The sequence below is a fragment of the Eudoraea sp. genome, from assembly GCF_039969275.1.
GTDB lineage: Bacteria > Bacteroidota > Bacteroidia > Flavobacteriales > Flavobacteriaceae > Eudoraea.
The window spans coordinates 429,542-449,958 of sequence record NZ_JBDVOC010000007.1 but is presented as its reverse complement, the minus strand read 5'-3'; the positions used below and the strand labels follow the sequence as shown (position 1 = coordinate 449,958).

Here is a 20,417-nt window from a genome sequence, read left to right as displayed (position 1 = left end):
TGAAGTACTTTATCAAGTTTTGTTCAAAACATTAAATTTTAAAGCCTACGTTATAAATATAAATGATTTTAAGAATGTGACCAAAATTAGGTTTCTCAGCGTGATTGCAAATGCAGGGGAGTTTACAAGCACATAGATCTGATGAAAATAAGGTGTTTATTTTGTTGGCTTTTTTAGTGTACTTCTGACAACCAATTAGAGTCGGAATAGCTGTTTGGCTATAAGAACCCTGAAAGTTTTGTAGATGTTAAGAAAATGCTGTACAGGGGAGTCAAGGAAAGTCTTTTGGCAGATTATTATATGAATTAAATATTGGGGTATTTTGGCAATCTCTCAGGGATGATCTATAATCGAATATGGTTTTACTATAGAAGGCCGAAAGTACTGAGAAAGGATGCTATAATTAGTCAGGGGTAATGAATCAAGCAAAGAGACTATTGGTATGCCAGGAATAGGATAAAGTCTGATAGACCTAGGGAAATTTTAGCCATGGCATATAGAGTCTATAATATCATTTTGTATATATAGAACGGATGCTTGTATATTTTTTAAAGGCGTAAAACGGCAAATTCTGAGGAAGGAAAATGAATTTAGCAACTGTTTGGCCACGGAAGTAATTATAGTTGCAAAGAAGGCGTGAAAACTTTTTATAAAGGAACTATACCAACTTAGAGTAACACAACAATTTACGACTTGATGGAATGAGATATAATACATCAACAGAAGACTATAATTCAGCAAATGACAAATTAACTGCGTTTAACTTTTAATGCTGTTATAGATAATTGTAGTTGTGTTCATTTCCTTGCTTATGGATCTATCAATTGGTTTTTAGTGTTTAGGATGAAAAATATAGCGGTCCTAAGACAAAAAATTATCCTTTTTCTCTATTTCTATTTCTATCTTGTGAAATAATCTTTAACTTGTTACCTTATTAATCAATTAAACCTAGATACAATGAAATTAATAGATAGCGAAATAGACCATTATTGGGTTCACTTTCAAGCCGGAGGAGCTGATAAAAGTCGCGTTTACCCACGCGCCCTTGTAAAATGTTATAATCATGATGATTTTGTTGTACAGATAAACTTCTATCCTGATAATAAGAGCGTGCCTGAAAATAGTTACGATAAAAGAAATAAATTGGTGTACTTGCGCTACCCTATGTCAATGTATCCGAATGTTATAGACATTTTGAGAAATGAAAAACCAATATACTTTAGTTATTCTCTAAACTTGAATATGGGCTACATTAGAACTGGTAAAGAACCCATTGGAGAAGGAGATAACGATGCTGATTTCTAACAAAAACGGCATGAGAAACATCAGTTTTTAATTGATTTTTGGCGATTAATAATCGTTAATTCCTGACAAATATCAATTAGTATTCATTAATATTGATTCCAAATCAATGGTTTACTTAAAAATTATAAACCCGCAGGGATTTCCCTGTGGGTTTTTTTTATTTAAAACTAAATCACTTTCCACAGGTGTTGCCCGGGATTCCAACCGGGGGTAGTTAATCGACAAAGCGCACCGCTAATCCCATTCATAAATTATTAGATTTTGAAGTGTTTTCAAACTGTGAGCTCATTTCGTACAGTTCAACCTGTTTATCTTCAAATACGACTAAAATCCTTAAAAAAAAGTAAACCAGGTATGAGCTTTGTCGTCTAACTAACAACCAAAAATCTTAGTTTATGAAAACAATACTACTCATCAAGGAAATATATAAGGACGGATTCAGGAACCTTGGCAATATTATTGTGAAAAAATATTTTAAAGCCTTTGCATGGTTTAGTTTTATCATGTTCTTGATAGTGCTATACGCGCTCATTTACAGGATATCAACCGGCTTTGCCTTTGACTAGTCTTTGTAGAACGTTTCCTCACTTTTTAATTAATCATCAAAGAGTCTTTTGATAAAGGCTTTATACTGATGTATATAGTAAGGTCAACTATTATTAGCTATGAAGCCTTTTTTAAATTTAAATAAATACTTGGTTGAGAATTTTGGTAGACCAGGTAGATTATTGGCAAAATATCCGGCAGTACTCTTTGCCTGTTTGTGTTTTGTAATTTCGATTTTCATTCTGGTAATATATTCCTTTTAATACCACATTTTCTTTTTTGGCCCTGTTGGGCGGTTTTATTCGGCTGTTCATCCATAAGGTGCAATAAATCGAAATTCCATAAACCGCGACTTATATCGCTCTGTGTTAGTAAGAATTCATTTTATCAAATAAATATGTTTTTAATCTATAATTTGAAATAGAAATTGATAAAATATGGAATTTGGCAGCATAATAATTTTTTAAGATTTGGGATATGAAAACAGCTTTACTTATTAAAGAAATCTATTTAGAAGGTTTCAGGAATTTGGGAAATTTTATTGTGCAGAAGTATTTTAAGGCTTTTGCCTGGTTTAGTTTTATAATGTTTTTTATGGTCCTTTATGCCTTTATTTTCAGGGTGTATACAGGATTCGCATTTGATTAATTATTAACTTAAAATAAAATACTATGGCTCAAAGAAATAAAGGATATAGTGCAATCGACTTTTTAGTAGCCGCAGGATGTTTGTTTATTTCTGTGATGATGTTTATGATTATGACAGCTGCAGGAGTCCAATAGTCTCTCCTTCGCCCTAGTGGGCTTCGGAGGATAAGACCCCACCTTCGCCCTAGTGGACTTCGGAGGATAAGACCCCTCCTTCGCCCTAGTGGGCTTCGGAGGATAAGACCTCACCTCTGCTCTTGCGAGCTGGGGGTAGATTAAATGTAAAACCAAAAATACATTAAATAACCAACCTAAATATTAATTAGTCCCTGTAAGTGATAAACTTACAGGGATTTTTTGCTACTACTCCCCACCCGTTCCTTATAATCTCTATTCCAGGGTTCTTATACAGAAATTGTGCATTTTATCTGGGAATTCTGTTCCCTTGACTAAAAGAATGGCAGAAAACTAAACTTAGAACGGCTTTTGAAGTCTTATAAGTGAATTCTAAAATTAGTGTTATGAAAACTATAGACTTACTTAAGGAAATTTATTTGGAAGGATTCAGGAATTTAGGAACCCTTATTATAAGAAACTATTTTAAACTTTTTGCGTGGTTTTGCTTTGCAATGTTCTTAATTGCACTCTATGCATTTATCTTTAGAGTAACTACAGGATTTGCATTTGACTAAGTAATCCGGTCATTTCCGGTGGGTGATAGGATATTTATGCTATTAAAGCTATTTTATATACTAGACATTGCTAGAAGGAGCAGATATTAATTCTGAATGTATTTCTATCTTCTGGATGCTTTTTGCCCTTAATAGTATGGCCAGTAATATCCCATAAATAAAATTAGAAATCCCCACTTCAAAACCATGGCCTAGTCTAACATAGGCTGGCATGAGGTCATTTGGTGGAATCAAAGGGGCTATGCCACCAAGGATCGCAAAAGTCAGGCCTATTAATATAGCCTTTTTTACCACCGAAATGTTCAGAGTCTGAAGCATTAATAATGCTATACTAATAAATATAAATCCTCGTATGAATAGTTGAGTATTGATCAAAACATCAAAAGGTGGGATCTTGCCTTCATAAAACTGAAGCAATTGTGGGTATACAATGGTTAAAACTAATCCCGCAATAATATAAAGAAGGAGATATAAAATATCGGCTACAAGGATTCTCCAGAACCAGCCTATAAAAGACCTTTTCGAAAAAATCACTGCTTCCTGCACTATTTTAGTTCTGAATATATAAACATAGAGCGGGGCAAATGTTACCGATATTAAAAATCCTCTTATTATTTCCAGGGCAGTTTCCTGACGAGAACTGACGTTAAAAATATAGGCCTCTATTAGAATATTAAAGTGACCAATTAGGAAATAGATTAGAAAAACTGAAATACTTAAGCGTATTCCACCAAGGCTAGATGACATTATATAATATCCCAGAAGAAAGGCAACCAGGTAGTTAGAAAGCACACCCCAAAGCAAATTATCAATGGCTGAGGTTTGGCCAAGCAACATATTGAAGAGCATGTAGAGCACTGTAAGCAGTAATGCTCCTAATATTGATTTTATGAACAAGGTAGTTTTCATTTTTCTATTTTTTTAAGGTTGAAATTGTTTTTCCACACCATTTTAAGGTAGTTGTGTAGGAGGCTATGCCATGTTCAAAAGCCAATCTGGCGTTCAAAGGCAGGGTATTATATTCTCTTTTATGATATTCTTTAAGCGATTTAATATATTCTTTCAGTACATCTTGAAATGAACTTAGAAATTCTAGTTGGACTTCTCTTTTCAGTAAGTTTTCCATAAAAGCAAATCGAAGTAAGAGGTCATTCGGGTTTTTGGCTACATCCGTAGCTTCTATAGGCTTTAAAAGCCATTCTATAAGAAAGGATTCCCCTTTTGTAGTGCATCGAAACATACTTTTCTTGGCGTTACCTTTAACCGAGTTTACCACCAGTCCTAGTTCTTGCAATCTTTTAAGAGCCGGATAAATGACTCCCGGGCTACTGCTATAATTCCCTAAAGCGGTAGTGTCAAATTTTTTTCGGATGCCATAGCCTGTTTGTGGCTGTTCATGGACTAAGCCGAGAATGGCATAATCCAGGGATGTAGGTTTTCTTGTTGTTTTCATAATGATACGAATCGTACTACTAAAATAATACGTTTCGTATTAAACACCAAATTATTTTAAAAAAAAATTATTCTTTTTAAAATAATACATAATAAATATGGAAAAAATCCATAAAACAGGAAATAATCCATAACTTAGCTGTCCTTTTAGACAGTTATGCAAAAGACCATTCTTCATCTGGATCTGGATACCTTTTTTGTATCCGTAGAGCGGCTCATTAATTCCGAGTTGCAAAACAAACCCCTGCTGGTAGGTGGCACCAGCGACAGGGGAGTGGTGGCTGCCTGCAGCTACGAGACCCGGGGTTTTGGCATACATTCCGGGATGCCCATGAAAATGGCACGGGAACTTTGCCCTGAAGCCGTTGTCATCCGCGGTAACGCAGGCACCTACAGCAAGCACTCCGACCTGGTCACCGAAATCATCAAAGAACAGGTCCCTGTTTTTGAGAAATCGAGTATAGACGAATTCTATGCAGACCTCTCCGGGATGGACCGCTTTTTTGGCTGCTACCACTACGCCTCCGAACTGCGAAAAATGATCATTAAGGAAACCGGGCTCCCCATTTCCTTCGGGCTGTCTGTAAACAAAGTAGTCTCTAAAGTAGCCACCAACGAGGCCAAGCCCAACAACCAGCTCAAAGTAGATTTTGGCTATGAAAAACCCTTTCTGGCCCCGCTCTCTATCAAAAAGATCCCTATGGTGGGCGACAAAACCTATCAGACGCTCAGAAACCTGGGACTCAGAAAAGTAAAAACCGTACAGGAAATGCCTATGGACCTTATGCGACGCGTACTGGGGGCTAACGGCGCTGTCATCTGGAAACGGGCCAATGGGGTAGACAATTCCCCCGTGATCCCTTTTTGTGAGCGTAAGTCCATTTCTACAGAACGCACCTTTGACCGCGATACCATAGATGTTAGTAAACTAAAAGGCATCCTTATAGCCATGACAGAGAACCTGGCCTACCAGCTCCGCAGGGGGGAAAAGCTTACCGCCTGCATTGCCGTCAAGATCAGGTATTCAGATTTTAATACCTATTCCAAACAAGTCCGGATCCCCTACACCAGTGCAGACCATATCCTTATCCCCAAAATCCTGGAGCTGTTCAGAGTCCTGTATAACAGGCGTTTGCTGGTGAGGCTTATAGGTATCCGCTTTAGCCATCTGGTGCCGGGCAATTACCAGATCAACCTGTTTGAAGATACCGAAGAAGCCCTGAACCTTTATGCTGCAATGGATAACATCCGGGAGCGCTTTGGCGATAAAAGCGTGCTAAGAGCCTCCGGCCTTGGCGCTAAAACCATTGGCAGAATGCACAACCCCTTTAACGGCCAACCGCCTATAGTGCTGGCGCATAGAAAACAATAAAATTATAAATGAAAAATCACAAATCACAAATCACAAATTTCAAAAAAGAGAGATATGAATAAGGTATATGATCTGGAAAAAAGAAGCTACTTGTTTGCTAAAGACTGTCGTTTTTTGGTTAAAGCGTTGCCCAAAAGCTTGAGCAATATTGAGGATGGAAGGCAGCTGATAAGATCTTCGGGGTCTGTAGGTGCAAATTACATTGAGGCTAATGAAAAATTAGGAGATAAAGATCTTGTGATGAGGCTTAAAATAGCAAGGAAGGAAGCCAAAGAATCAGAGTATTGGCTTAGACTTTTAAAAGAGTTGAATACTAATCATAAGGAAAGAACAAAAGAATTAATAAGCGAAGCCTTTGAACTAAAAAATATACTGTCATCCATTATTAATAAGACTTCCAATAAAAAATGATCTCTTATAATTTGACATTTGAGCTTTTAAATTTATTAACCGTTCTCTTGGAATTTGATATTTGAGTTTTGGAATTTATACAGCTATGTATTTAAATTGCCACAGCTACTACAGCCTCCGATACGGGACTTTTTCCGAAGTAGCCCTCTTAGAACTCGCCCGGGAAAACCAGGTGACTCAACTGGTACTTACAGATATCAACAATACTTCTGCAGGCCTCAACTTTGTCCGCAAAGCTCCGGAATACAACATAAAGCCTATTTTGGGAATCGATTTCAGAAACGGGGCAAACCAATGTTTTGTTGGCATTGCCAAAAACAATAAAGGCTACCAGGAACTAAACGCCTTCTTATCTGTCCACCTCCACGAGGAAAAAGAAATCCCCCAAAGAGCTCCGAAGTTTAAACACGCCTACGTAATCTACCCCTTTGAAAAGGTGCTGCTCAATGACCAGAGCGATTTCCGGGAGCAGGAGTTTATAGGAATTTCCATAAGGGATCTAAGAAGGCTGCCCTTCTCCAGCTTAGTAGAAAAAAAAGACAAACTGCTGGTGCTGCAACCCGTTACTTTCAGGAATAAGCGCGATTTTAATGCGCACCGATTGCTGCGGGCCATAGATAAGAATGTACTGTTAAGCAAGCTCTCTAAGGAAGAAGAGGCCAGCGAAGAGGAAAAAATGTTTCCCATTCAAAACCTGGCCGCGGCCTTTACAGAGTTCCCCTTTATTCTTGAAAACACAGAATGGCTGATGAATTCCTGCAGCATCCATTTTGATTTTTCCAAAAACCGCACTCCCCAGAACCTGCAGACCTATTTGGGAAGCAAAGAAGAAGATGAAAAACTGCTGGAGCAATTGTGCCATGACGGGCTCCCTTACCGCTATCCCGTGGTGGACAAGCCTATCCGGGAGCGACTCCAAAAGGAGTTGGGCCTCATTAAAGAAAAGAACTTTGTTTCCTATTTTTTAATCAATTGGGACATTGTTTCCAAGGCCCGTGAAAAAGGGTTTTTCTATGTGGGACGCGGCAGTGGCGCTAACAGCATTGTGGCCTATTTGCTTCGTATTACCGACGTAGATCCCATAGAACTCGACCTGTATTTTGAGCGCTTTATTAACCTCTACCGGGCCAACCCGCCCGATTTTGATATCGATTTTTCATGGAGAGACAGGGAAGAGATTACCCAGTATATTTTTGACCGTTTTGCGCATGTCACCCTTTTAGGCACCTATGTTACCTTTAAACATAAGGGCATTGTACGCGAGCTGGGGAAAGTCTTTGGACTTCCAAAAGCAGAAATTGATGTTCTAAGCGATAGGCACTACCAGCTTTCCCAATTAGATGAGGTATCGCTGCTGGTATTAAAATACGGACAGTTAATAAAAGGCTTTCCCAATTACCTGAGCATCCATGCGGGGGGGATCTTAATTACCCAAAGACCCATCCACTATTTTTCGGCTACGCATTTGCCGCCAAAGGGCTTTGCTACTGCTATGTTTGATATGGTCATTGCCGAAGATGTAGGCCTCTATAAATTTGATATTTTGGGCCAGCGAGGCCTGGCAAAGATCAAGGAAACACTGCAGATCCTGCAACTTAATAATCCAGAGGAGTTTCAAAAAATAGACATCCATAATATCAAAAGATTTAAAGAGGACCCGCATATTAACCAGCTCATAAAAACCGCCCAGTGTATGGGGTGTTTTTATGTAGAATCGCCTGCCATGCGGATGCTCCTAAAAAAGTTGGAGGTAGATAATTATTTGGGCCTGGTAGCGGCGAGTTCCATTATCCGTCCCGGGGTGGCCAAGAGCGGGATGATGCGCGAATACATTCTGCGGCATCGTGAAGAGGGCAGGGCAGAGGAGAAGGGCCACCCGGTGATGCTAAATATTATGCCTGAGACTTATGGCATTATGGTCTACCAGGAAGACGTTATAAAAGTGGCCCACTATTTTGCCGGACTTACCCTCGGCGAGGCCGATGTGCTGCGAAGGGGCATGAGTGGAAAATTCCGTTCCCGGGAGGAGTTCCAGAAGGTGCAGGACAAGTTTATGGACAACTGCCGCAAAAAAGGTTATGAAGAAGGGCTGATCTCCGAGATCTGGCACCAGGTAGCCAGTTTTGCCGGTTATGCTTTTGCCAAAGGGCACTCTGCCTCCTATGCCGTGGAGAGTTATCAGACCCTGTTTTTAAGGGCCTATTACCCTCTCGAATATCTGGTGGCGGTTCTTAACAATGGGGGTGGTTTTTATCGTTCCGAATTTTATGTGCACGAAGCCCGGATGATGGGAGCAAGCATACATGCGCCCTGTATAAACAAGAGCTTTGCGGTAAACTGCATTTATGGTACAGATATCTATCTGGGCTATATGTATTTAAAAGAACTGGAGAGCCGGGTGATGGACCGTATTCTTAAGGAGCGGCAGCTGCATGGGGTCTTTACTTCTTTGGAAGATTTTTTAGACCGGGTACCTATTTCCATAGAACAGTTGAGTATCCTTATTCGTATAAACGCGTTTAGATTTACAAAAATTAATAAGCACAAACTCTTGTGGGAGGCGCATTTGTTTCTTTCCAAAGGCACTATAGTAGACCACCCAAAATTGTTCCCACCCACCCATCAAAAATTTAAGATCCCCCGCCTGCATACTACAGACCTGGAGATGGCCTTTACCCAGTTGGAGTTGCTGGGGTTTTGTCTGTGTTCTCCTTTTCACTTGTTAAAGGAACCCCCTAAAAATGCAAATGGCAGTAGGGATTTGGAGCGGTATTTAAACAGGAATATAGATATCTATGGCTATTTGGTTACCGTTAAGAATACGAATACGCATACGGGAAAACGCATGCATTTTGCCACCTGTGTGGACCAGCATGGAGAGGTGTTTGATACGGTCCTTTTCCCCCCTGTGGCTGCCAAGTATTATTTTAGGGGCAGGGGCATTTACCGGTTTTACGGCAGGGTAGTAAGTGAGTTTGACTTTTTAAGCATAGAGACCATAAAGATGCAAAAGCAGGAAGTGATCCAGGACCCCAGGTATGCAGATATGAAGACCGCTAATAAAAGACGGTTGACAGCACCCAAAAAACAGAGTTAGCATTTTTTGAGGATAAGAAATATTATGTATTTTTAAAACCAGCGGTTTCCCTGCTTTTAATTCATAAAAGGAAATAGGGAAAAAGATTCTAATCTGCTGTAACTTTTATAAAGCCAGAATGATAATGCACCTAATTAAGACCACCAATTGATCCGGACTCTAAATCATAAAAATCAGCATGTAGCCCATGCTATCCGCTCAGTTTTTCAGGCCTCCTACGCTATAGAAGCTAAACTTTTAAATGCTACAGATTTTCCGCCCCTTAAAAGAACAGTAAAGGAATTTTTAGATAGTAAAAATGCGTTTTACGGTTACTACGTGGAGGATACTTTAGCTGGGGTTGTGGAGGTAAAAGCAGATGAAAGCAACACCCATATTCAAAGTCTGGTGGTGCACCCTAACTTTTTTCGGCAGCGGATAGGCAGTGCCCTGGTCCAATTTGTACTGGATACCTATACTACAAAAACTATTACTGTAGAAACCGGCCTGGCTAATGAACCGGCCAAAGATTTGTACTATGGTTTTCATTTTAGAAAAGTAAGGGAATACGATACTACCAACGGCATTCGCAAAATAGCTTTTTTGCTGCCAAGAGCTTAATCTCTTTGTAGTTCGTACTTAAAAGCATAAAGTTTAACTGTAACATTTTTAGGGAGTTGCTATCTTTTATAGAAACAGTAACCTATGGAAACCAAAAAAAATCATCGTTTTTTTAAGAAACTGAACCTCTTACTCATCCTTACCAGTTTTACTTTTGCGACCAGCTGGCTCCCATTTATCCGGGGAATTGCCGATGGGGAATCCTACCAATGGGGTGCCAATTTCTTTGGTACAGTCTTTTACGGTAATGGGATTGGTGGTGACTTCTATTATGTAGCCATAAATGTACTTTTATTTCTGGTGCTTATGTACTCCTTTTACTGGATAAAAAACAGGATAGTATTCTACATTTTCTTGGCAGTATGGTATGGCAGTATGATTGCCAACTCCTTTTATGAGGTCTTTGTGGGAGAGGGCTATATGTTTCACGGAGATACAATGAACATTCATTTAGATCTTTCCTTTATAATCATCCCTTTTATGATTTTGATAGGGGCTTTCGTGATAAATGTGATACTGGAAGACCGCAAGCATTCATTTCTGGCCAAAAGAACTAAAAAAAATAAATTCTGGGCAATACTTTTATTGGCACCAATTCCGGTGCAGATAGTCCTCTTTTATATGGGCGAACCTCATGGCATTACAGATAAGATAGGGGTAATTATAGCCTTGTTACAAGTCGCCCTGGCCTGGACAGCCTTTAAGGGGTATAATATTATAGAACAGGACTAAGTCTTTCTATAATGGTTCTCATTTTAGTTGGTTTAACTATCGGAGCTATTTTTTCTTAGGTCTGGGTATAATACCCGTTCGTTTTCCCCATTCCAGCCACATTTCTGCCATTTTACTAACCAGGTCAGGATGCGTTCCTGCTAAATCATGCATTTCTGTACGGTCCGTTTCCATATCAAACAGTTCCCAATTTGCTAATTCCAACTCATCTGTTTTATCCCAGATATAAGAGTTCTTTTTACTCGCTTTGGAAATCAATTTCCACTTGTCCATACGAACTGCCCGGTTACCTTCGTGTTCCCAATAAATGGCCTCTCGTTCCAGACCTTTACCCTCCATAAGAGGCACTAAACTTTTACCCTCCATAGGCTGAATTGAAGTCCCATTGTAGTTAACAGGATATGCTTTACCACCCAGCTCAACACAGGTTGCCATGATGTCTATTAAATGGGTTGGATTTTTTCTGAATTCCCCACCCGTTTTAATTTTTGAGGGCCAGTGCACAATTAATGGAGTGGCAATCCCTCCTTCATGCACCCAATGTTTGTATTCCCTAAAAGGGGTATTACTGGCATTTGCCCAGTTGAGGCCATAGGCCGTGTACCCGTCCGAAGGTCCAGGCCACCCTTCTTTCATTATTTTTACAGGCTTCCCGTCCCGGCTGGCAAAAGGGATCATCTCCGTTTGTACTTCATCCGCAGCCAGAGCCGCAACATCTTTTTCATCCGGCCTGTTTTTTATCCAATCCAGCTCTTCGGCACAGGCGCCATTGTCCTGCAAATAAAAAATTATTGTATTCTCCAGTTGTCCTTTGGCTTTAAGCGCATCCACCACCTGTCCAATACCTTCATCCATTAATGTTGTCATGGCGGCATAGGTTTCCATATTGGCAAGCTCCCACTCTTTATCCGCGAGTTTATCAGACCAGGGTTTCACAAAAGAATCCCGTGGAGTTAGTTCCCAATCTGAATTAGCCAATCCCATTTTTTTCATACGTTCAAAACGGGCCTTTCGCATTTCATCCCAACCATTATCATATTGGCCCTTATATTTGGCAATGGCTTCAGTCGGTGCCTGCATGGGCCAATGCGATGCGGGATAAGATAAATAAAGAAAAAAGGGATTCTCCCCCTTATGTCCTTCAATACTTTTTACTGCGTAATCTGTAAAAGCCGTAGTGCTGTAAAAATTCTCTGTTGGCGGCACATATTCATTGTCTTCTGCCAAAGATCGAGGATCATAATGGCTGCCTGCTCCTGAAATCATCCCATAGAACTTATCAAAACCCCTTTGCCTTGGCCAATTACTTTTATCTGGATCTTCAATAACATAAGGTGTTATGTGCCATTTACCAGACATATAGGTAGAATAGCCGGCACCTTTCAGAGCCTCTGCGATGGTTACTGCATTACTACTTAAATCTCCCCTGAATGCTGGTGTTCCCCTGTCGTACTCCATATGTCCTATGCCTGCTTGTTGAGGATACAAACCCGTAAGTAAAGAGGCACGGCTGGGACAGCATCGAGCCCCGTTATAAAATTGGGTAAACCGTAAACCATTTGCGGCTAGTTGGTCTAGTGCCGGGGTATTAATTTCACCTCCGTAGCAGCCAATATCGGAATATCCCATATCATCTGCCAGTATCAGGATAATATTTGGAGGAATCTCCTTTTTGTGTATTTCCTTGGGCGATTCACAGCTTTGAAAAATGGTTAGAAAAACCAGTATTAAGAAAAAAGCTGTTCTTTTCATTGAGCAGGAGTTTCATTTATCCAAACTGCCATTTCACCATTTCCCCGATGTGCCCAGGCGTAATATGGGATGGCTGTAAGGGTGGGGCTTTCAATTTTACCAAGTCCTCCAAGTAAGCCTGTTTCAAAAGAATAGGTAAATTCTTCATCTGCTGGCACCAAGGTATTCAGGACACCTTTGGGGTTATCCACTTCCTCAGCACAATAGACCAATGGCCCCCGTTCTAAGGCTATTTTACCTTTGTTGGCCAATACAAGATCATTACTTATTACTTTGCGGACAGGCATTTCAAATGAGATAATTATTTTATCGTTCTGCTGCCAGCTGCGTTTCTCCAGAGTAATATAGCCATTTTCAATTACAGGATCCCTGGTTTCTCCGTTTACAGTTAAGCTAATCGCAGGGGTATAACTGTCAGTATATTTATATAGGTCTCCATCCATGACTTCATTCCTCGCCCATCCCGGAACCCTTAATTTAAAATCAGCAGCTACGGCTTCACTATTCAAAACTTCCAGTTCAATCTTTCCATCCCGGGGATAATTTGTGGTCTGACTCATTTGCAGGATTTGATCTCCTATGGGAATCTCAGCCTTGTTACCCATATACAGGTTTACATATACTTCGTTACCCCTGGTAGTGTAGATATAGCCCGGAAGTGAAGGTAAAATACGGACAACGTTTACCGGACAGCAAGAACAATCAAACCAGGGTGATCTGCCACAAACCCCCTGGTTAAACTTGGTAAACCCATCGGCTTCCAGAGGGTTGGGATAGAAAAAGGTATTGCCTTCGAAAGAGACACCGGCAAGAAAACCATTATAAAGGGTTCTCTCAAAAACGTCCATATATTTTACCTTACCGCTTTTGAGGAACATACGTTCATTCCATAGCATTAGTGCAATGGCTGCACAGGTTTCTGTATAAGCCGTCGCATTTGGAAGCTCATAATCAGGACCAAAGCCTTCATACTTGGGTTCGGCGCCAATGCCCCCGGTAATGTAAATCTTTTGGTGTACAATATCATTCCAAATTTTATCCAGCGCTTCATCATAAGCGGTTTCACCTGTCAGGGCTGCCACATCAGTAGCTGCAGCGTAGAAGTATCCGGCTCTTACTGCATGCCCAACAGCCTCTTCCTGTTCTGCAAGTGGCACATGATCCTGTTGATATTTTCCTGCATATTTCCCCTCAGTAGTATTATGTCCCTCGGCATTTCCGCGTTGATCTATAAAAAACTTGGCCAGGTCCAGATATCTTTTTTCTCCTGTGACACGGTAGAGTTTCACCAACCCAAGTTCTATTTCCTGATGTCCGGGCACGCCCATGTTTTTCCCGGGTCCGAACACCTCATCCACGAGGTCGGCATTTTTAAGGGCCACGTCCAAGAGGGTTCTTTCACCCGTTGCCTGATAATGAGCCACTGCGGCTTCATACAGATGTCCCACATTATACAATTCGTGGAAGGTTTGAAGATTCGTCCATCTTTCGGCCCCTCCCCCGTCCGCCGCCTTTTCCGGATCTATAGTGCGGTTGGTATATAAATAACCATCGGCTTCCTGAGCCGAAGCGATCTTTGCAATTAAGTCGTCTAGAAAGGATTTGAGCTCGGGATCGTCGTGTACCTGTAGCGAATAACTGGCACCTTCTATTACCTTAAACACATCAGAATCATTAAAAAAAATACCCTCAAATTCACCTTCTTCCAGTCCCCCGGCAATGGCAAAATTTCTAAGCCTTCCGGTTTCCTCGCACTTTTTAAAATTATAGGGCAGGGTTACTTGTCGGTTGGTTTCCAAACGAGGGGTCCAGAAATCGTCCTGGATATGTACCGACGTAAAAGGCACAGGCTGAATAGGGTAGTCTAAAATGGCTGGCGAGGCATTAGCTAGATCGGGTTTAACTTCTTTTTCCTGGCAGGAAACCGTAAGTAATAGCCCCGTGACTAAAAGACATTCTAGAAAAATGGAAGGCAAGTATCTGCAGCCCTGCTGCTTTTCAAGGAAGGCCTTAAAGATCAGCGACGACCAATCGACAAAAAGATTTAGACTTTTATTTTTCATATTTCCGGCAGATAATGGGAGTAACTCAAGTAAGTAATTTTATGCCCTGTTTTTGTTTTTGACGAATATTAATTTATGTCTACTTTTAGCGCTCTCTCTTTGCTCTATCTCGAATTTTCCAATTGATTTAATTAAAGGAGTCAATTTCTGGAAACCGTAGTTTCTGGGATCAAAATTCGGTTGTTTCTTCTGCAGCAAACTGCCGACATCTCCCAGGAAAGCCCATCCATCGTCATCAGATAAGTCGTTTATAGTTGTGGCAATTAATTTAATTTCCTTTGAAGTAATTTTATCGACAGTATCTTTAGATGAAGTTTTTTGATTTTCAGGTTCTGCTTCTTTAGATTGGTTTTTCAGAATTTCAATGTATACAAATTTGTCACATGCGACAATAAACGGATTTGGCGTCTTTTTTTCTCCAATTCCTATTACCTGCATTCCCGCTTCCCTTAGACGGGTGGCCAGGCGGGTAAAATCACTATCGCTGGATACCAGACAGAAGCCATGTACTTTTTCCGAATACAAAATATCCATAGCATCAATTATCATTGCTGAATCTGTAGCATTCTTTCCTGTTGTATATCCATATTGCTGAATGGGAGTTATCGCATTCTCAAGGAGTAGATTTTTCCATTTGGTCAAACGAGGTTTGGTCCAGTCACCATAAATCCTTTTTATCGTGGGGTTACCATACTTGGCTATTTCTTCCATCATCTCTGTTATATATGCTGACGGAATATTATCACCGTCGATTAGTACGGCTAGATTGAAATTCATATTATTTTATTTTGATTCAACTTTATTTAATTTGAGGATTTAATATCGTTTTCTCTTTGATGTTAATTGCCAAACAACTAAATAAACACTGCAGGAACTTAAAGCGGTTTCTGGCTCTAAGATACGCAATCCTTTACACCCACGGGAAAGTTTAATTGGTTGTTACCTACAAGAATAATTTTTCAAAGAATTTCATAGTGTAATCCTCTGAATTTTGCGAAGGTACCTGTTTAATTACAAGAGAATTCTAATCATCAACTGCAATTAATTCCGGTCTCTTGCCTAAATGATCAATGATCTGTTCATAAGCCAATGCAAACTCCAATACCTTTTTATCATCTCCGAATTTACCCATGACCTGCATACCCATTGGCCTGCCTTGCGCATCGAATCCCACCGGGACATTAATTACCGGAATGCCACCCAGACTGCCTAAAATAACTACTTCCATCCAGCGATGATAAGTGTCCATCTCCCGCCCATTTATTTGTTTAGGCCAGTGTATCTCTTTTGGAAATGGGAATACTTGTGCGGTGGGTAAAACCAGGAAGTCATATTCACCAAACATTCTGTCTAATTCGGCGTACCATTTTGTGCGAATCATATTTGCTCGCTCTACATCTTTCTCATTAAAACGCAGACCCTGTTCAATTTCCCAGATCAACTCTGGTTTTAGCAAACCCCGGGTGTCTGGATCCTCATAGTAATCCAGCATATCCATACGCCCATAATGACGAAGGACGGTCCAGCTCTGCCATAGATCTGACATATTAAAATTGGCCTGCATCGACTCCACCTGTGCCCCGGCAGTGCCTATGTCTGCAAGACTGGCTTCACATAATTCTATTATTCCGGGCTCCATCGCCAAATAATTATTGAGATTGCCCATCCAGCCAATTTTTATTTTATTGAAGCTTAGGGGAATTAAGTTATCAAAATCGGGATTACGTGAGATCGTCTGTAATAGTTTAATAGTATCACGGGTATTTCGCCCCATAGGTCCGGAGGTCCAAAGAAGCCTGTTTTCCGCATCCCCTTCATCCATCACCACATTTGTACTCGGTCTGAAACCTATTACATTATTAAATGCTCCTGGATTTCTAAGGGAACCCATCATATCACCACCATCTGCAACAGGGAGCATACGTGTTCCTAAACCACAGGCTGCACCTCCACTACTACCACCACAGGTTAATTTCGGATTGTAAGCACTTCCCGTAGTCCCGAATACTGGATTGTAGCACTGTGAACCTAAACCAAATTCCGGAGTATTTGTTTTACCAATAAAAATGGCACCTTGGTTTCGAATTTTTGCCACCAAAGCACTGTCTTCTTCAGCTATGCGCTTAGCAAACATGGGCGATCCACTTGTGTAAGGCAGGCCCGCCACTGGTGCCAAATCCTTTACTGCATGAGGCATGCCGTGCATCCATCCCCAATATTCATTTTGGGCCAGGGCCTGGTCTGCGTGTCTTGCCTGACTCAATAATTCATCGTCACTAACCATACTTACAATGGCGTTATATACCGGATTGTACCGATGAATTCGCTCCAGATATGCCTGCATAACCTCCACACAACTGACCTGTTTTGTTCTTATTGCGACTGAAAGGTCAGAAGCGCTGAGATCGGTCAGATCCGAAGAAAGATTAGCTGCAAAAAGTGTATTCGAAAAAGGGAAGGGTACGGAAAGTACAGCACCATAAGCTGCGGTATTCTTTATAAATTTTCTTCGATCCATAGTGGTTTTTAAGTATTTTAATTCCCTTATTCCAGGGCAAAAGCAACCTAAGTGTCATTAGATGGAGTACCCATCTTACCCCCGTTTTAAGTGATAAAAATATATTGTTCTCTGTTTAAAGTTGATCTAAATCCGGTACAGTGAGCTCATCTATATTCCATTTTGCCCTTTTGGCACCTGCCTGGTATGCACTTTCCAGGAAATCGAGTAAAGCTTTTCGCGGGTTCGTTGAATTCTTAACATCTTCGTATCGCAACAGGCCCATAGGGCTACCATTACTATCCTGCCAGAATGCCCCTTTTGGTTGAAGAGATTCCTCATCTACCCCAACAGGGGAGGGGTAGGTGTAGGCGTAGTACATAGGCTCTGGTACATTAGTGTCGCCCACCCAAAATCCAAAGCTAATTTGTTCATGGGAATAACTTTCTTTTTCCAAAATCCTCGCAGATTTATCCATAGGAGGAAGCTTTTTCCCCGAGAATCGGGTTACCGCCAAATCAAGGTGGTGCCAGTAAATATGAACGGGACAGGTTTTGCCGTAGAAACGACCACTAAATTCCTTAAAAACGTTGCTATTCCACAACATGAGTTTCCAGAAGGTGTTAATATATTTCCAATCATAATGGTGGTACTCTGTAATCTCATTAAAATGTTTTTCGATGCCCACATCAAATGGTTTATCAATAAATTTTGGATATACCCCAATACCATGTAATTCAGCCATAAATCCGTTATAAAAATCGCCAATTGTAGGATTATTATCCAGTGATAATACAATATCCTCACCAGAACTTCGAGAAATGATAACCGCTTTTCTTTTTATATTAAACTCCATTTCAAAACTGTCCAACCCATCATTTATGGGGATGCTATAGGTACCAAAGCCTCTAGGGGTAACGTAGAGTGTTATGTACCACCAATGGTTTTTTCTGGTGGTTGATTTCAGTCTGGTCTTACCCAATATTTGGAGTAGTAAATGAACGGTTACCCTGGTTTCGGTCCATTCATCAAAAGGTAATGCTGGTAGTTTTTCAGTTTCCATTTATTGTTTTTCCATAGGATTAAATCATCTAAAGATTGCTATCCTTTTTAATAATTAATGTTGCGACTTTACTTGTTCATTTTTTGTCTGGCCTTCTCTCCTTTCTTTAGCATCATTCAAAATATAATTTTTAATATTACTAATATCTTCTTTAGATAATCGGTCACCAAAATTTGGCATTCCTTTTTCAAGAAAAATACCTTCCCCGGCAATCTGTGTTATCATGTTTAAGGTTTCGGGTTGGGAATAAGCTAAGTTAGGAATACTTCCGCCACCCGTGGGAAGATTACCACCTCCATGGCAGTGGGTACAATACTTGAGGTACAATTTTTGGCCATGGTCTATTTGAGCCGTGGTGGCTTCAAAATCAAGGTCCACCAGTTGCTGAGCTGGCTTTTTATCAAAAAAGGGCATGGGTTCATTCCTGCCCAGGGCAAAGGTATAAATGGTACCGGGATTTATCTGTTCTGTAAACTTCGTCCAGAGTCCCATTACGCCACCCCAACCTACAGGGATAGTGATATATTGTACATTATCTATTTCATAGGTGATGGGAGGGGCAATAATTCCGGTTGCTAATGGATAGGACCAAACTTTTTCTCCTGTAACGGCATCGTAAGCTACAAAGTCGCCTTCTGAAGTTCCCTGAAAAACAAAATCGCGCGTGGAAAGAACTCCTGCATTCCATGGGGTGAGTTGTTTTACATTCCATACTTCCTTTTGCTTTATAGGGTCCCAGGCTATCAGTTTACCAAAACCTCTTCTGGCCATCAGATCTTCATGGACTTTTTTTTCCGGGTCAAAATCTGAACCCGTGTTCCAGCTTCTTCCGTCCTCTTCATGTTTCCAGTTGGCAGGTTGCCCGTAAAACATACCATTTTCACGTGCGGGGATATAAACTAATCCGGTAACAGGATTAAAAGCCATAGGTTGCCAGTTATGTCCTCCTAATGCCGATGGCGATATTTCTGAATTCATATTTGGATACCTGCTAAAACTGCTTTCTATTGGCCGGCCAGTTTCTTTATCGATACTCTTTGCCCAATTCGTATAAACATAGGGTTCAGCAGAAATAAATTCCCCGTTAGTGCGGTCTATCACATAGAAAAACCCGTTTTTAGGAGCCTGCATCAGCACTTTGCGGCCTGTACCTTCTATATCGAGATCAGCTAAAATAATATGTTGGGTTGCTGTATAATCCCATGTATCACCAGGGGTGGTCTGATAATGCCATTGATATGTTCCATCATCAGGGTTTAAAGCCACAATGGAGGATAAATATAGGTTGTCACCTCCTCCCGGACTTCTGATATCCCTATTCCATGGAGAACCATTGCCTACGCCAATGTACAAAAGCTTTAAATCCGGATCATAAGCCATAGCGTCCCAGGCCGTACCACCACCACCAAATTTCCACCATTCTCCGGTCCAGGTTTTTGCAGCATCTTCCATGGCTTTAGACTCAAAACCATCTGCAGGATTACCGGGTACAGTATAAAACCGCCAAAGCTGCTCTCCACTTAGGGCATCGTAGGCAGAGATGTAGCCTCTAACTCCATATTCCGCTCCTCCATTTCCTATGATTACTTTTCCGTCAATTATTCTAGGCGCTCCTGTTATGGTATATCCTCTGCTCTGATCAACGGTGAGCACCTCCCAGGATTGTTCACCTGTGGTTGCATTTATAGCGATTAAGCGACCATCAAGAGAGGCTACATAAACCATACCTTTATAGATGGCGACCCCTCTGTTCACCACATCACAACAAGCCTTTTCGCCATGTCCTTTGGGAACTTTAGGATCATAGGTCCAGATAAGTTCACCCTTTCTGGCATCTATGGCATATACTACGCTCCAGGGTCCCGAAACATACATAATACCATCTACCACAATTGGCGTTGCTTCTATTCCACGTTTGGTTCCCAGATTTATGCTCCACGCCAATCCTAAACTATCTATATTGGATTTGGTGATCTGGGCTAATGGACTAAACCTGTCTTCTTTATAGTTTTTCCCATAACTGAGCCAATTTCCGGGGCTTTCATCGGCAGCCAGAAGGCTATGCTCATCTATCTTATTAGTAACAGAAGTGATATGTTCTTTTGAGCCTGGTGCCGGATCTGTGGCGCAGCTGGTTAATGATAAAATTAAGACAATACCAAATAGAAATCTGAAAAGTTTTTTCACG

The 20,417-nt window shown here is 40.8% G+C and carries 17 protein-coding genes; 9 read left to right on the top strand and 8 right to left on the bottom strand.

What is annotated here, in order from left to right:
* Positions 1-957: 957 nt before the first annotated feature.
* The 4 genes from ABJH90_RS06590 to ABJH90_RS06575 all read left to right on the top strand — a co-directional run bounded on the left by ABJH90_RS06590 (position 958) and on the right by ABJH90_RS06575 (position 3,190).
* The gene (locus ABJH90_RS06590; protein ID WP_348137731.1) at positions 958-1,305 is read left to right on the top strand and encodes a hypothetical protein; all 348 of its coding nucleotides are present in this window, start codon (positions 958-960) and stop codon (positions 1,303-1,305) included.
* Positions 1,306-1,700: 395 nt separating this feature from the next.
* A complete protein-coding gene (locus ABJH90_RS06585; protein WP_348137729.1) occupies positions 1,701-1,871 on the top strand; it encodes a DUF6747 family protein in 171 nt (56 codons plus the stop codon).
* A gap of 457 nt (positions 1,872-2,328) precedes the next feature.
* Positions 2,329-2,499, top strand: coding sequence for a DUF6747 family protein (locus ABJH90_RS06580; protein ID WP_348137727.1), 171 nt, complete (start codon positions 2,329-2,331; stop codon positions 2,497-2,499).
* Between the two features lie 520 nt (positions 2,500-3,019).
* Positions 3,020-3,190, top strand: coding sequence for a DUF6747 family protein (locus ABJH90_RS06575; RefSeq protein ID WP_348137725.1), 171 nt, complete (start codon positions 3,020-3,022; stop codon positions 3,188-3,190).
* 60 nt (positions 3,191-3,250) lie between these two features.
* Here ABJH90_RS06575 and ABJH90_RS06570 read toward each other — a convergent pair whose 3' ends face one another.
* Both ABJH90_RS06570 and ABJH90_RS06565 read right to left on the bottom strand, forming a co-directional pair.
* Positions 3,251-4,099 (bottom strand): hypothetical protein, encoded by an 849-nt coding sequence (locus tag ABJH90_RS06570; protein ID WP_348137723.1) that lies wholly within the window; start codon positions 4,097-4,099, stop codon positions 3,251-3,253.
* Positions 4,100-4,103: 4 nt separating this feature from the next.
* Entirely contained in the window at positions 4,104-4,643 is a 540-nt protein-coding gene (locus tag ABJH90_RS06565) for a PadR family transcriptional regulator (RefSeq protein WP_348137721.1), read from the bottom strand.
* Positions 4,644-4,799: 156 nt separating this feature from the next.
* On the opposite strand from ABJH90_RS06565, the gene ABJH90_RS06560 reads away from it, so the two are divergent.
* The 5 genes from ABJH90_RS06560 (at position 4,800) to ABJH90_RS06540 (ending at position 10,854) form a co-directional block, all read left to right on the top strand.
* Positions 4,800-6,014: a DNA polymerase IV gene (locus tag ABJH90_RS06560; protein ID WP_348137719.1), complete on the top strand. Its 1,215-nt coding sequence runs from the start codon at positions 4,800-4,802 to the stop codon at positions 6,012-6,014.
* 54 nt (positions 6,015-6,068) lie between these two features.
* Positions 6,069-6,425, top strand: a complete 357-nt coding sequence (locus ABJH90_RS06555; protein WP_348137717.1) for a four helix bundle protein — start codon at positions 6,069-6,071, stop codon at positions 6,423-6,425.
* 85 nt (positions 6,426-6,510) lie between these two features.
* Positions 6,511-9,522 carry a DNA polymerase III subunit alpha gene (dnaE, locus tag ABJH90_RS06550; RefSeq protein ID WP_348137715.1) on the top strand — a complete coding sequence of 1,004 codons (3,012 nt, stop codon included), beginning with the start codon at positions 6,511-6,513 and terminating at the stop codon, positions 9,520-9,522.
* A gap of 147 nt (positions 9,523-9,669) precedes the next feature.
* On the top strand, positions 9,670-10,122 hold the full coding sequence (locus tag ABJH90_RS06545; protein WP_348137713.1) for a GNAT family N-acetyltransferase: 453 nt from the start codon (positions 9,670-9,672) through the stop codon (positions 10,120-10,122).
* 84 nt (positions 10,123-10,206) lie between these two features.
* Positions 10,207-10,854 (top strand): hypothetical protein, encoded by a 648-nt coding sequence (locus ABJH90_RS06540; protein ID WP_348137711.1) that lies wholly within the window; start codon positions 10,207-10,209, stop codon positions 10,852-10,854.
* A 45-nt stretch (positions 10,855-10,899) separates the two neighbouring features.
* Here the strand turns inward: ABJH90_RS06540 and ABJH90_RS06535 are convergent, their stop codons facing one another.
* From ABJH90_RS06535 to ABJH90_RS06510, 6 genes are all read right to left on the bottom strand, one after another.
* Positions 10,900-12,606, bottom strand: a complete 1,707-nt coding sequence (locus ABJH90_RS06535; RefSeq protein ID WP_348137709.1) for an arylsulfatase — start codon at positions 12,604-12,606, stop codon at positions 10,900-10,902.
* On the bottom strand, positions 12,603-14,669 hold the full coding sequence (locus ABJH90_RS06530; protein ID WP_348137707.1) for a glycoside hydrolase family 127 protein: 2,067 nt from the start codon (positions 14,667-14,669) through the stop codon (positions 12,603-12,605). Before ABJH90_RS06530 ends, ABJH90_RS06535 begins: the two co-directional genes overlap by 4 nt.
* A 39-nt stretch (positions 14,670-14,708) precedes the next feature.
* Positions 14,709-15,446: an NYN domain-containing protein gene (locus tag ABJH90_RS06525; protein ID WP_348137705.1), complete on the bottom strand. Its 738-nt coding sequence runs from the start codon at positions 15,444-15,446 to the stop codon at positions 14,709-14,711.
* Between the two features lie 247 nt (positions 15,447-15,693).
* Positions 15,694-17,187, bottom strand: coding sequence for an amidase (locus tag ABJH90_RS06520; protein ID WP_348137703.1), 1,494 nt, complete (start codon positions 17,185-17,187; stop codon positions 15,694-15,696).
* A 115-nt stretch (positions 17,188-17,302) separates the two neighbouring features.
* Positions 17,303-18,229, bottom strand: coding sequence for a DUF5996 family protein (locus ABJH90_RS06515; RefSeq protein WP_348137701.1), 927 nt, complete (start codon positions 18,227-18,229; stop codon positions 17,303-17,305).
* Positions 18,230-18,283: 54 nt separating this feature from the next.
* Positions 18,284-20,416 (bottom strand): PQQ-dependent dehydrogenase, methanol/ethanol family, encoded by a 2,133-nt coding sequence (locus tag ABJH90_RS06510; protein ID WP_348137699.1) that lies wholly within the window; start codon positions 20,414-20,416, stop codon positions 18,284-18,286.
* Position 20,417 lies beyond the last annotated feature (1 nt).